At 41.1% G+C, this 14469-nt stretch carries 10 protein-coding genes; 1 reads left to right on the top strand and 9 read right to left on the bottom strand.

What is annotated here, in order from left to right; all coding sequences use genetic code 11:
- Positions 1-88: 88 nt before the first annotated feature.
- Positions 89-2125 carry a beta-galactosidase gene (locus tag PQ456_RS08450; RefSeq protein WP_273615729.1) on the top strand — a complete coding sequence of 679 codons (2037 nt, stop codon included), beginning with the start codon at positions 89-91 and terminating at the stop codon, positions 2123-2125.
- A 205-nt stretch (positions 2126-2330) separates the two neighbouring features.
- On the opposite strand, the gene PQ456_RS08445 is transcribed toward PQ456_RS08450, so the two are convergent.
- The 9 genes from PQ456_RS08445 to PQ456_RS08405 form a co-directional block, all read right to left on the bottom strand.
- Positions 2331-3839, bottom strand: coding sequence for a UxaA family hydrolase (locus PQ456_RS08445; protein WP_273615728.1), 1509 nt, complete (start codon positions 3837-3839; stop codon positions 2331-2333).
- Entirely contained in the window at positions 3836-5335 is a 1500-nt protein-coding gene (locus tag PQ456_RS08440; RefSeq protein ID WP_273615727.1) for a tagaturonate reductase, read from the bottom strand. Before PQ456_RS08440 ends, PQ456_RS08445 begins: the two co-directional genes overlap by 4 nt.
- Positions 5336-5686: 351 nt before the next feature.
- Positions 5687-6736 (bottom strand): phosphotransferase, encoded by a 1050-nt coding sequence (locus PQ456_RS08435; RefSeq protein WP_273615726.1) that lies wholly within the window; start codon positions 6734-6736, stop codon positions 5687-5689.
- A 504-nt stretch (positions 6737-7240) separates the two neighbouring features.
- Entirely contained in the window at positions 7241-7765 is a 525-nt protein-coding gene (locus PQ456_RS08430) for a (2Fe-2S)-binding protein (protein ID WP_273615725.1), read from the bottom strand.
- On the bottom strand, positions 7762-10137 hold the full coding sequence (gene pucD / locus PQ456_RS08425) for a xanthine dehydrogenase subunit D (protein WP_273615724.1): 2376 nt from the start codon (positions 10135-10137) through the stop codon (positions 7762-7764). Before pucD ends, PQ456_RS08430 begins: the two co-directional genes overlap by 4 nt.
- Positions 10138-10143: 6 nt before the next feature.
- A complete protein-coding gene (locus PQ456_RS08420) occupies positions 10144-11100 on the bottom strand; it encodes an FAD binding domain-containing protein (RefSeq protein WP_273615723.1) in 957 nt (318 codons plus the stop codon).
- A gap of 319 nt (positions 11101-11419) precedes the next feature.
- Positions 11420-12076: a nucleotidyltransferase family protein gene (locus PQ456_RS08415; protein ID WP_273615722.1), complete on the bottom strand. Its 657-nt coding sequence runs from the start codon at positions 12074-12076 to the stop codon at positions 11420-11422.
- Entirely contained in the window at positions 12042-13073 is a 1032-nt protein-coding gene (locus PQ456_RS08410; RefSeq protein WP_273615721.1) for an XdhC family protein, read from the bottom strand. The genes PQ456_RS08415 and PQ456_RS08410 overlap by 35 nt, the downstream gene beginning before the upstream one ends.
- Before the next feature lie 69 nt (positions 13074-13142).
- Positions 13143-14465 carry a 5'-deoxyadenosine deaminase gene (locus PQ456_RS08405; RefSeq protein WP_273615720.1) on the bottom strand — a complete coding sequence of 441 codons (1323 nt, stop codon included), beginning with the start codon at positions 14463-14465 and terminating at the stop codon, positions 13143-13145.
- Between the last annotated feature and the right edge of the window lie 4 nt (positions 14466-14469).

Raw genomic sequence — 14469 nt, 5'->3', positions numbered from 1 at the left:
TTTTTATATACTAAGCGCATTTTATTATATTTTATAAGGGAACGAGTTGAATTACTATAGAGTTATTCTTATACAAGGAGTGACAGTCATGATTAGCAGCAAACTTCCTAAAATTTTTTACGGTGGTGATTATAATCCTGAGCAATGGGATCAACAGACTCACCAAGAAGATTTACAACTATTTAAACAAGCAGGAATCGATATCGCCACAGTCAATGTATTCTCTTGGGCACGCAATCAACCCGATGAGGTTCATTATCAATTTGAATGGTTAGATGAGTTGATTAATAGCCTTTATGAAAGCGGTATCTATACCTGCCTTGCCACAAGTACGGCTGCTCATCCGGCATGGATGGCGAAAAAGTATCCTGATGTATTACGTACCGACAAAGACGGCAGAAAACGCAAATTCGGTGGTCGTCATAACTCTTGCCCTAACAGTCCAACTTATCGTAAATACTCGACAGAGATTGCTAGTCGACTTGCAGAACGCTACAAAGATCATCCAGCTATTGTGGTCTGGCATGTATCTAACGAATACGGTGGCGATTGTTATTGCGACAACTGTGAACGGGCTTTTCGTGTCTGGCTCAAAACACGTTACCAGACGCTAGATGCATTAAATACAGCCTGGAACACTTCTTTCTGGGGTCATACGTTCTATGACTGGGATGAAATTGTATTGCCAAGTAATCTAAGCGAAGAATGGGGAGACGATAATACGAACTTTCAAGGGATGTCTCTTGATTATTCCCGCTTCAACTCGGACAGCATGCTCGAATGTTATCAACTAGAGTATGATGCGATTAAAAGTGTTGTTCCAGATGCGCTGATTACGACAAACTTGATGGGCTTTTTCAAGCCTTTAGATTATTTTAAATGGGCAAAACAAATGGACATTATCTCATGGGATAACTATCCAGGGCTCGATACACCTGTAAGTTATACCGCTCTTGCACATGATCTGATGCGTGGTATCAAAAATGGTGATCCATTTATGCTTATGGAACAAACGCCTAGTCAACAAAACTGGCAAGCTTACAATTCGCTCAAACGTCCGGGTGTAATGCGCTTATGGAGCTATCAAGCCGTTGCTCATGGTGCAGATACGATTATGTTTTTCCAACTGCGCCGTTCAGCAGGTGCATGTGAAAAGTTCCATGGCGCTGTGATTGAGCATGTAGGTCATTCCAACACTCGTGTTTTCCGCGAAACAGCAGCACTGGGTAGCGAACTTCAGACATTGGGTGATACTTTGCTTGATTCGCGTATTGAATCCAAAGTTGCTATACTGTTTGATTGGGACAACTGGTGGGCGATTGAGAAATCAAGTGGGCCAACAATTGCGCTCAAATATGTAGATCAGATACATAAATACTACAAAGCCTTTTATAACCGTAATATTCAGGTCGATGTAGTTGGCGTAGATTCTGATCTTAGCGCATATGAGCTGGTCATCGCTCCTGTTCTGTACATGGTCAAACCAGGTCTAGCCGATAAACTAGAACAATTTACGCAAAATGGAGGCACATTTGTCACCACATTCTTTAGCGGCATTGTAGGCGAGAGTGATCTGGTTGCACTTGGTGGTTATCCTGGCGAGCTACGCAAACTGCTTGGCATCTGGGTAGAAGAAACAGACGCTCTACTTCCTACGATGCGGAACCAGATTGTAATGAATCAATCATTAGGCGATCTAAGCGGCGATTATGAATGCGGAATGCTCTGCGATTTGCTTCATACCGAAGGTGCCGAAGTTCTTGCCCACTATGGTGATGACTTTTATAAAGGAATGCCTGTGCTTACCCGTAATACGTACGGCAAAGGAGAAGCATGGTATATCGCTTCCGATGGAGAAGAAGCGTTTATTGCTGGTCTTATGAAATTTGTAGCTGATCAAAAAGGAATTCAACCTGTTCTAGACACCCCAGCCGGTGTAGAAGCTGGACGACGTGTCAAAAACGGCGAACAATTCATTTTCTTACTCAACCATAATGCTGAAGCAGCTACTGTAGAACTGAACGATCTACAAGTAACCAATCTGCTCGATCCTGATCATACGGGTCAATCGATTGAAGTGCCTGCACGCGGTTCAGTGATTCTAAGTGCACCGTATAGCAGTTAAAACCAATTTAGAGTAATATCAATCTCAATTGGTAATATATGACATAGCAATCGATTAACATCCTTATTTTACCACGAATGAAGCGATACGTAAAATGTATTTAATTACATTTACGTATCGCTCTTTTTCAATCTTATTTCTAGTTTTTCTTGTATTCTGAAGAGTGAATTGGCTGGCTTATATTGAGATACTAGACAGCTCTTTTTTATAAAATTACACCGTCTTTAAAAATAGCAATTTCACGAAAACCATGCTTTTCACTATTGGTCTGCTTACGTCCTGAAGCGATATCTACAATTGATGTTAATAGATCAAGTGATACTTCTTCCATCGTTTTTCCTTCTAATAATTGACCTGCATTATAATCGATCCAATGTTTTTTGCGATTAGCTAGATCGGATTGAGTAGCAATTTTCATAGTCGGTACAGGCCCGCCAAAAGGAGTCCCTCTACCAGTTGTAAATAAAACGATATGAGCGCCTGCCGCTGACAAAGCAGTAACAGACACAAGATCATTACCCGGTGCTTCGATAATATTCAATCCAGACTGATGTACCCTTTGACCGTATTTTAGTACATCGATGACTTGGGAGTGTCCACCTTTTTGCGTACAGCCTAGTGATTTTTCTTCCAGTGTTGTAATCCCTCCAGCTTTGTTGCCGGGTGAAGGATTTTCGTAAATATTTTGACCATGATTAACAAAGTATTGCTTAAATCCATTAATCAAATCTACCAACTCGTCAAATACTTGCGGAGTCTGAGCACGATTCATTAAGATGGTCTCTGCACCGAACATCTCGGGCACTTCGGTTAAAATAGCTGTTCCACCAGCAGAAACGATAAGGTCGGCTACAGAACCGACTAATGGATTAGCTGTAATTCCAGATAACCCATCCGAGCCTCCACATTTCAAGCCTATTTTTAATTTGGATAAAGGTACAGGTTGACGCGATATTTGTTCTGCTTGAGTAACCAATTCTTCTAACAGTAACAATCCTGCTTCGATCTCATCATCTTCTTCTTGAGCTTTGAGATAACGAACTTTGTGAGCATACTCGTCTGGAATAACTTCGGCAAATTGTTCAATCTGATTGTTCTCACAACCTAATCCAATTACCAAAACACCGGCGGCATTCGGATGAAGTACAAGTGAAGCTAACAACTGCTTCGTATATTCCAGATCATCGCCTAATTGCGAACAACCAAATGGATGTGGAAAATGATACACGCCTTCTACACGTCCTTGCATATCTGCATGAGCAGTACGCGCTAGTGCTTCGCAAACTTTATTAATACAACCCACTGTATTGATAATCCAGATTTCGTTACGAATACCAACTTCACCATTTTCACGTACATATCCTTCAAATGTCTGTAAATGTTCAGGTACATGATTAGGATTCCAGCTAGGCGTAGGTTCATACCGATAATCTAATGTGCCTTCTAAGCCTGTGCGCAGGTTATGCGTATGAATCCATTGTCCGGGTTGAATACGCTCTTTGGCTTTGCCGATTGAAAATCCATATTTAATCACATCTTGATCTGGAGCAATATCATGTATCGCTATTTTGTGACCACGTGGAATATGATCGCTGACATTTAGGATAGTCCCATTTTCCAAAATAATCGATTCGCCCGGTGACACATCTCGAAGTGCAATCACAACATCATCTTGCTTCTGAATCGTTATGCAATCTTTTATCATTGTATTCATTGCCGTTGCTCCTCCAATATATGAATATTTGATACAATAGCTGCTTCTAATCCTTGAATCTGTGTTAAATCTTCTTCCCATATCTGCTGATCAGACAAAATAGAAGTCACAATATCGGATAACTGTGGTTGTTGCCAATGTTCTGCAAGACGCTGAATATACTCTTTATTATCTTTGATCGTCAGTGTTGCACCTGATAATGTCTGAGCTTGATGAGGTTGTCCTTCTTCTGCTGGTTGTAATCGGTACAATACGATCAAAGCCGCCAGTGAATATACGATCTCAGCAGGCAGTTGATTATATTTTTCTGTATACGCTTTCAATGTTGGTAAAATTCTTGTTTTGAATTTGCTTAGACTATTCAGTGCGATATCTTGTAATCGGTGTTCCAGATAAGGATTACGGAAGCGTTCAAATGTTTCTGTCGCATAAGACTGTAGCTCTTTCTCATCTAATGTCAGTGACGGAATCACTTCTTCTGTAATCGTTGAAATTATCCATTGGCTAAGATGTGGATCGTCCATCACATCACGCACAGTGGTTTTGCCGTACAATAAACCAACAGGTGTCATTAACGTATGAGCTCCATTTAGGATACGTACTTTACGTTCTTGAAAAGGCTGTAAATCTTTCACCCAGTGTACATTAAGTCCAATCTGTGCCAGTGGTAGCCTTTTATCTAATTCAGGCTCTCCTTGAATCGCCCACAGATGATAAGGCTCTGCTGTATTGATAAATGAATCTTCATATCCGTATTGCTCTACTAAACGTGCATATTCTTCTTCCGGTGGTAACCCCGGTACAATCCGATCAACAAGATTGTTCAAAAAGCGCTGTGATTGTTCTATCCATTGCACAAAATCAGTACCAAATCCAAAGTCATCTGCATAACGAAGTACATACTGTTTGAGTACATCACCATTATTTTCAATCAATTCACAAGGTAAAATTAATAACCCGTGACTTGAATCTCCTGCAAAATGTTGAAATCTTCGATATAAAAATACAGTTAATCGTGCAGGATAATTACGTAATGGCTCTCCTGCAATATAATCGATCGGTTCATACGTTAATCCTGCTTCTGTCGTATTCGATATAATAATATCCAGCGACTCTAATTCAGCTAACTGTAGAAATTGCTCCCATTCGGTATACGGATCGATAAACGTTTTGAAAACAGGAATAATCGATCGGTGCTCGGTCACTTCTCCATGTTGTACTCCTCTTGTAATTAAGGTATACAATCCATCTTGCTCTGCTAATTGTTGTAGTTTGACTGCTCCATTCGGTGTCGGTGGAGTCAACGCAATACTGCCATGGTATTTTCCTTGGGTAATACTTTCATAGATCATCCAATCAAAAAAACCTCTCAAAAAGTTACCTGCTCCTATTTGTAAAATTTTGATCGGCAATTGACGAATATTTTCAATCTTACGACGTTCATCCTGACTATTTATTCCGATTCGCAATGGTTGCATATATTTTCCTAGCGACATCGTATTCCTCCATTCCTTTATACATTTTCTTTTTGCTCATTTATAAATGGGTGTTATACCTTTATACAGATCACTTGTTAAAGGATACACAATGACGTTGTCAATCGCTAAAATTGGTGTATCAATATTGTTCACGTTAACATTTTACAAAATATGACTCTTATTTGCTACCTATTGTAGCATCAAATGAATAAAAATAGTCAAATAAAATATATTTAAATATTGTGAAATATCTTTTTAACAACAGATATCCTGCATATGGTTTGGTTATACATAAAAAAATAGCGAATATCGATAACTTTTTCGACATTCGCTATTTTTAATTTCATTTTTGCGTCAATACAAAGTTCATTATTTAAAGATACGACGGCACAGTAATTGCAAAAGAGGACCACTTTTCTCATACCATTGTAGTCCAGCATCCAGACGTTGTGCTTGCGCAATTACCACGTCAGCATCATCGATCCCTTCAAAATAACGACTTAAAAAATGCATAAATACATCGATACGACGCAACAAAATAAGTAATGGGATTGCTTCAATCTCCTGATCTGACAAATGAATTCGGGTCGCATACCCTTGCAAAAAAGCAGTACACTGCTTCTCATCAGCTACATTCCATTCGACTGTCTGCAACATATCTGACAAACAAACTGCCGGCTCCATCGCCCGTAAATCACGTGTCACAAATTCAAAATCTAAAATCGCTGTAATCTGTCCATCTGTAGATTCCAGCATATTGGATGCGTTCAGATCACCATGAATCAATTGATGAGGTAATGATACCAGACGAGTGATCCGCATCAACTGCTCACCCAGACGTTCTCCAATACGATATAAAATATCTGCGATACTATTAAAGTCTTCAGGCGGATGAGCACAGAATGCTTCTAATCGACCTGGACTGCATAAAGGATACGATTGTCCCAACCGATAATAAGGCGGATATACCGGATGCAGATCAATATCAATCTGCGCCAATGCGGCAGATAACTGCCCGGTCACCTGACCAAAGTGAAAAATCTCTTCTGTTGTTCTTAATTGAGGTGTATGACCATCCATATAATGAAATAACGCGGCTATTCTGCCAGCGCTACGAGAATCCTCTTCATTGACTGGCCCTGTAACATGAATTGTCTGTCCTTGGATATCTTTGACAGGCTTCGGTGTATTCAGTCCAACTAGAACCGCAGGAAGCGCAGATAACACTTCATGTTCATAGCGAACTTTGTCCGGTTCTTTATGGGTTTCGTATCGTCGTAGCACATAGCGGCTAGACGCGTGATCTATAAACATTGTGGTATTATTCATACCGCCTTTGCCTTCAACCATATGCCAATTTCCAGATGGAAAATAATGATCTGCCAGTTGTTCCATGGAATCTATATATTCGCTTTCCAAAGGTTCCCCTCCTTGCTGCCTTTTGTAATGCGGGTAATGGAGAAGCTGATTGAGTCCATATCCATAAGAACTCTAGGTGCAGACACTGACTTATCACAAGCCCAAGTATGTTAGCCATAAAATGAGCTATTCAATCATACTTCATCTATTACATTGTCTGTCTACTATTCAGCAATCCTATCAGCTTATTGCATCTTATTTTCCGATGAAAAGCCAACGCATAACCTTTTACCTGTTCGTTAATAATATAACAATTCAGGTGTCCTTACCAATCCAAATTTTAGCGAATACCAAAAGTTTTAGATTACACTTTGGTTACAGCTCATTTATGAAGGGATAGATGTTATATTGATGATGATAGTCCTTTGTTACAGGATGTAAGGTGTATCTTTGGAACAACTATATGTACAAAACAAAATCCTTTCCCTCAATGCAATAATCTGCTGTAAGGAAAGGATTCACTCATGTATAGCATAGATCTATACGATATTTGTTCCTATGGATTCAACGAACGATGTGGGATGTATCTGATAATTCTTGCTGTTGTTGCTGACATTTGGTAGCCGCACTCTGTACTGCGCGCATAATGCCACCGTATCCTGTACAGCGACATAGATTACCGCATAATCCTTCTTTGATCTCATCATCATTAGGATGGGGAGTCTGATCGAGCAATGCTTTGGTGGAAATAATCATACCCGGTGTACAATATCCACACTGAAATCCCCCTTCTTCCAAAAATGCTTCTTGAATCGGATGCAATTGCTCTTTGCTTTCTCCATGTAATCCTTCAATCGTTGTGATTTCTTTACCAGCACATTGATATGCCATAGTCAGACAAGAATTGACCGGTTCCCCCTCGATCATGACCATGCACGCACCACAGCGACCAATTTCGCAAGAAACTTTAGTTCCTGTTAGATTCAAGTCTCCACGAATCACATCGACCAGACGACGCGAAGGATCGATATCCAATTCACGATGTTCTCCATTCACAGTAGCTTGCCATGTTGTATCTGTTGTTTTCATCGCGGACTCACCCTTTCTGCTTGCCATGTCTCTATCGGTTGAATCAATAATTCCCTTGCCACTGGTAAATGAGGAACCCATACTCCAACAGCATCGCGAATTGCAGCCGTGATTGCTGGTGCAAGTGCAACCGAGCCAATCTCTCCTATGCCGCGCGGGCCAAAAGTATCGCCTTCTGGTAAATCTTCGATTGCTTCAACTTCAAGTGAAGTATGCATGTCTTTGATTGTAGGAATAAGATACGTATCCATATTTTTGGTCAAATAATGTCCTTCATCCATCACTGCATCTTCGGTTAATGTAAATCCTAGTGCCATCACACTACCGCCTTCAATCTGCCCTAAAAATCCCATCGGATTAATGACAGGGCCTGCGGCAACGGTGTGATAATTATCTAGCAATTTCACATGTCCTGTTAGTGTATTCACTTCTACTTCTGCCGCAACAGCCGCATACGTATATAAATAATGTCCGCCTACTACCGCATCCGGTGTAGTGGGATAAGCAAATTCCGTATCAAAAATCAATTCATTTGACTTGCCTGCTACACTCATATGTGTTGCAATTTCAAGGTACGTAATAACAGGTTCAGATTCATCTACAACGATAAGATCGTCGCTCAGTAACCAGATACCTGCTTTCCCTGTAGTTAACTGCTCGGAAGGCACACCGGTAATCTCAGACGCTATCGTTAAAATGCTTTGGAGAAAAGGTGTCTTTAAGCGCTGTAATGCCATCCATGCCATCGTTGTTGAGCGTGAAGCTGTACTTGATCCACTATGAGGAACACGATCTGTATCTCCGATAACGATACTCAGATCATCAGGTTCACATTGAAACAGATCGATTAACATGATCTCTAACGTCGCAATCAATCCTTGCCCGAATTCTTCATAGCTAAAGAAAACTTCAATCTTTCCCTGTTCATTTAGCGCAAGTCGTCCACCTGCTGGATCATCTATACCATAACCGAGACCTGCACCATGCATAGCCAGTGCTGCTCCTATCCCACGCTTGATCCATGGTGGTTGAAATGCAGACTCCTGTTCACTCATCCCACTCATAATCTCCACAGAACGATCTTGTTCATACTCTTGTGAAGGATGTAGCTTGCGTTGCCATAGCTTGGACTGAGTCAGTGCTTGCATTACTTGTTCAAGACCATTGGTTTGTAAAATGCGTTGTTCTAGTGGCCCTGGATCATTTTGCTGGCGCCGATTCAACATCCGAAATTCCCACGGGTCCATTTCGATCAATTCAGCCAAGCGATCCATTTGCCCTTCCATCGCAAATATCGCTTGATTTCCACCAAATCCACGAAACTCGCCGGATAATCCATTATTGGTATACACAGATACCCCTTCTACATCGACATGTTCTATACGATAAGGTCCCATTGAATGCTCTGTGGCAAAATTAAGTACCGGCGCTCCCAGTGTTGCATAAGCTCCTGTATCAGCTACGATACGCACATAATGAGCGACTAAATGACCGTCTTCATCAATCCCTGTTTTCATTTCAATCTTCATCGGATGACGCTTAAGTCCAGCACGAACCGATTCTTGTCTTGAATTATGCATTTTGATAGGACGACCACTTTTCAGTGCTAATAATGAACCGTATGGTTGTACATTTAATTCATCTTTTCCACCAAATGAACCGCCGATTGGACTGGAGATGACACGAATCCGTTCTTCTTCCCATCCTAAAATACGAGCAATTTGCATCCGGTCTTTATATCCATGCTGTGTAGGGGCATAGACTGTTAGACGACCATCTTCTTCAGGAACAAATAATCCACCTTCTGTCTCCATATAAGCATGCATCTGTCTTGGTGTACGATACACTTGATGAACAACATGAGCACAGTTGGCAAGAGCAGTATCGGTGCTGCCACGCTTTACTTGAGTCCGATGTAATACATTACCTTGTGGATGAAGTCTTGGCGCCGATTCTTCCAGTGCTCTATCTGTATCTGTAATCGTCTCTAACACTTCATATTCCACACGTATGAGAGAAAGAGCATGCTCGGCAATCTCTAATGAAGTTGCTGCTACAGCGGCTATTGCATCTCCAATATAACGCACTGTATCTTCACATAATGCCGGTTGATCTGGTGTAGCTATACCAAAGCGATTCAGTCCTGGAACATCATGATGAGTAATTACAGCGATAACCCCTTCATATGCTTCTGCCGCAGACACATCCAATGATAGAATACGTGCATGAGGATGAATACTTCGTAGTACGCGTCCATATAACATTCCTTCAGCAGTCATATCGGTCAAATACTGCAATTCTCCTGTTACTTTTTCTTTGCCGTCTCTCCGCTTACGCCAGCGTTCTCCACTACTTTCTCGATTCAGCAACATAGGCTATCATCTCCTTTCGATCTGTGCATGTATCGTTTCCCATAATCCTGCTGCTAATAGATTTCCTGCTGTTTGTTGACGATACTGTTCACTGGCAAAAGGATCGCTGTATGTTATAAATTCATCGCTTGCAAGTCGTGCTAAAGAAGTAATCATATCAGCTTGATATCGATTGCCTTCTAATAACTGTTCACATGTAGATAAGCGCATTGCGATACCAGAACCACCACCTGCGGCTATTCTTACTTGTGAAAAGTATCCTAATGGATCTATCTTGGCGCGAAATGCTACTGTGACAAGCGATGGTGTGAATGCTTCTCTGCGACCAATTTTCCGAAAAAAAGTAATCTCTTGTTGATGATCGACAGACTGTTCTATCGATTCTGTAGCTAACAAGCGATTCTGTTTCTCCAAATTTATTCCTAACAACACGGCATTCATACTTTTTCTACCGCTTTTCACGATCTCTAACCAATCGCCAAGATCCTGTTCGATCGTTGTGACTTCACTTCCAATATCTGCCCAATGAAGCGAGGCATTGTGTACCAGTAGAGCAGGAATAGCATCCCCTACAGCAGAAGCTATATTTCCGCCAATCGTAGCTTGATTGCGAATAGAAGGTGCTGCAATATGACGACACGATTCATATAATGTAGCTCCATGATAAGCGATATAAGCATCTGCTCCACATTCACGAAGCCTTGTTAATGCACCAATATATATATGTTGATCACTTTCATGAATTCCGCATAGATCAGCAATCGTATCTAGTCGAATAAAGTGCTCAGGTCTATTTACAATACCGCCTTCCCACTGCGTACGTAGTAATGTTCCTCCTGCTACGAATACTGCGTCGGCTCCATATTGACGTTTGATCATCATGGCTTCTTCTGCATCTGCTGGCTCCCAGACTTTACGTGAAAAAGGATCAGGAATCCTGCTCGTCTCTATATTCATTTCCATGATGTCACCTCCATTTGTTCTTTTCGCACGTTAGATGATCGAATATACCCTCCATCATCTATCAATTGAACAAATCTTAATGAAATCACAGTCTTATGTCAATTATTCTTACTTAAATTTGTAGCAAATATAAATAAAGAGCTTTATTTTGTGCTTTATGCACTTTTTAATTCTTCAAAATCAAATTAATATGTAATATATACTAACATGAAAGAAGTGAATTTATCTAATCATTATTTATGCAGAACTTATGTTACATAAGATGCTTCTAATAGCTAATGAAGCAGTAATTCACTTATTAATAGATTATGATAGTTAGTTATGTAGCAGAACGTATATAATGCTGGATTTGAGCTAGAGCTTCAGGCGTATCAGCATCCCAGAAAAAATGATCTGGATATTTAACGATATTGCTATAGAAATCTGGATTCATGAATACTTTACGAGCTCCTTGATCACCTTGCAGTTGCTCTAGATAAGTCCACATATGGGCGGGGAAAATCACAGGAGGTTTAATGCCTTCATGATCAGCAGAAGCGATATAGTCGACATCAGGCTGATACTGATAGATTGTTATTAGTTCTGTTAACATGGTTGAGGTGATTAATGGCTGATCGCCAAGCAAAATAAGTACGGCATCTGCTTGAGATAACCGTACTTGCTTCATACCACAACGAATAGAATATGACATTCCTAAATGAGCTTGTTCGCATACAACAGGTTGCATTTTGGAAGGATATTGGTCTGTCCAAGCTTGAATTTCTTGTTGCCATTCAAGCGAAGAATACGGAGCAGTCACTGGAACTACATGCTGAATCTGTGGATTGGTCAAAACGGTCGATAGTACTTTACCTCCGATCGTAGGCAAAGGCTCAGATACAGGCGCGCTATCTGCTGAATATAAAGGCCTACTCAATTTGTCGTTGCCCATACGACTACTTTTACCCGCTGTAAGCACTAAGGCGGTGATGTTCATGTGTAACATCCTTTCTCGGTACAAGTACACGTCCACGTTTGACAGCGATCAGTTCGGCGATAATACTGATTGCAATTTCATCCGGTCCATCTGCCCCAATCGATAAGCCTACAGGAGAATGTAACGAAGGGTAGGCTGGTAATTGATCCATTAAACGGCGTGTTCGTTCTTTGGAACCCATAATGCCTAGATAAGCACAATGCTGATCTACCATCAATTCCACCCATTCTCGTTCACGCGGAAAATTATGACTCATTAAGATCATATAGTCTTGTTCACCCGGTTGTATTTGTTCATATAAAGACTGTGGAAATCCTACGATACAGGTAGCGCCTGCAAACCGCTCCTCTGTACACAATCCAGCACGCCAATCCCCTACAACTACATCAAACCCGGATAACTGTGCTAGCGAACTTACAAGTATACTGTCATCGCCAGCACCGATTAGAATAAGACGTGGCTTAGGACGATAAGTACGAACAAATGTATACTGATCCTTTTGCCCATCAGACAGAGATTCAGTACCTGAGTTAGCATCATGAGCAAGCATTAACGGTTGATCTGATAATTGATAATCAATCTGCTCACCATTTTTTTGAAAAGAACGAGTAAGTACTACATTTTCACCTTGATCCAAACGATCATTCAATTCACGAATCACATTCAAAAAGGAACCTCTGACTGGCTCCAACAAAATATTTAACAACCCACCACAGCCGATATTTTCACCCCATGATAGATCATCTGCTGGACGCATATCGTATTCCACGATAGATACTTGGGAACTGTTCCAGACGTCATCTACACGAGCTACAAGATCGCTTTCCAGGCAACCCGGGCTTATACTGCCGAATTGTTGTCCATCAGCAGTCAGAATCATGGAGACTCCTTCTTTGCGGTATGCATGTCCTTCTACATGGACAACAGTAGCAAGAACTGTACGCATTTGTTGTTGATGTTGAGATAAAGCGATTTTGCACAGGTCTTTCATATCCATGAGTCTCCAGCTCCTTTGTTTTTTGAATGTGAATATTGCGAATATTCTCAGATAGCGAGTAAGCCTGTATTACATACGTGTCATCAAACGTTTGATCGAACGATCAGATTCGCGTAATACAATACTGCGATCGATTGTTTTGACACGGCGATTTTCCAATACAACACTGCCATCAATAATAACGGTATCTACATTGCTACGTGTTGCCGAGTACACGACTCTGGAATACACATCTACATCATACGAAGGGAATGTATGATAATCTTCCAGATCAAGCAAGACCACATCGGCTTTTTTGCCTACTTCTAGACTGCCGATTTCTTTTGCCATTCCTAGCACTTCTGCTCCGCCCATCGTCGCCATACGCAATACTGTTCTAGCATCCATAACGGTTGGGCCATGAGGAACTTTCTGGATCAATGCAGCTAAGCGCATTTCTTGAAACATATCGAGGTTATTGTTACAAGGCGCTCCATCGGCTCCAAGACCAACATGGATATGACGATTCATCAAGTCTGGAATTTCAGCGATACCAGAAGAAAGTTTGAGATTTGAACCCGGGCAGTGGGTGACTTTCACTCCACGTTTGTACAAAATCTGCTTTTCTTCTTCACTGAGCCATACGCAGTGTGCCAGAATCAGACGTGGATTAGCGAGACCGATATGATCCAAATACACAATATTACGCATTCCTCGTTCTTGTTCAACCAGTGAAATTTCTCCACGATTTTCAGAAGCATGAGTATGCACTTTAACATGATATTGAGCAGAAAGATCGCGTACTTCGGTAAGCAGACGCTCTGTACAAGAAACAACAAATCGTGGACAGAACGCGTATTGAATACGTCCACCACCAAAACCATTCCATTTTTCTAATAAATCTACACTTTTCTGAAGCGATTCGTCGGTGTCTTCCTGTAACGGTTCAGGGACATCGGTTCCGTGATCCATCATTACTTTACCAGAGATGACTCGTAGCCCGCTTTGCGCCATCGCTTGAAAAGCAGAATCGGTATGATGTACCGTCTCCATATCACAGATCGTCGTCGTTCCACTGGAAATCAATTCTCCAATTCCTAACAATGCAGAATAAAAAATCGATTCTTCATCATGAGCAGCTTCCAATGGCCAGATACGCTTACGTAACCAATCCATCAGTTCCATATCGTCTGCTCGACCACGAAATAATGTCTGGCACAAATGAATATGAGTCTGAATAAATCCTGGCAATAACGTTTTGCCTCGTCCATCTATTTCTTGATCGGCATGATCATCCAAACGTGGAGCCATTTTGACAATTTTATTATTTTCGATCAATAAATCCCCAATAAATACTTCTTCTCGCTCGTTCATTGTGACCATCTGTGCTTGTCTAATCATGATGCTTCCCATGATG

Origin of the sequence: Paenibacillus kyungheensis (assembly GCF_028606985.1) — a bacterium.
Classification (GTDB): domain Bacteria; phylum Bacillota; class Bacilli; order Paenibacillales; family Paenibacillaceae; genus Saccharibacillus; species Saccharibacillus kyungheensis.
This window is presented reverse-complemented; position numbering and strand designations above follow the sequence as displayed.

Bases quoted from the DNA above. Each gene is read 5' to 3' on its own strand.
- PQ456_RS08450 (WP_273615729.1), top strand. From the start codon at position 89: ATGATTAGCAGCAAACTTCCTAAAATTTTTTACGGTGGTGATTATAAT.
- PQ456_RS08445 (WP_273615728.1), bottom strand. From the start codon at position 3,839: ATGAATACAATGATAAAAGATTGCATAACGATTCAGAAGCAAGATGAT.
- PQ456_RS08440 (WP_273615727.1), bottom strand. From the start codon at position 5,335: ATGTCGCTAGGAAAATATATGCAACCATTGCGAATCGGAATAAATAGT.
- PQ456_RS08430 (WP_273615725.1), bottom strand. From the start codon at position 7,765: ATGAAAACAACAGATACAACATGGCAAGCTACTGTGAATGGAGAACAT.
- pucD (WP_273615724.1), bottom strand. From the start codon at position 10,137: ATGTTGCTGAATCGAGAAAGTAGTGGAGAACGCTGGCGTAAGCGGAGA.
- PQ456_RS08420 (WP_273615723.1), bottom strand. From the start codon at position 11,100: ATGGAAATGAATATAGAGACGAGCAGGATTCCTGATCCTTTTTCACGT.
- PQ456_RS08415 (WP_273615722.1), bottom strand. From the start codon at position 12,076: ATGAACATCACCGCCTTAGTGCTTACAGCGGGTAAAAGTAGTCGTATG.
- PQ456_RS08410 (WP_273615721.1), bottom strand. From the start codon at position 13,073: ATGGATATGAAAGACCTGTGCAAAATCGCTTTATCTCAACATCAACAA.
- PQ456_RS08405 (WP_273615720.1), bottom strand. From the start codon at position 14,465: ATGGGAAGCATCATGATTAGACAAGCACAGATGGTCACAATGAACGAG.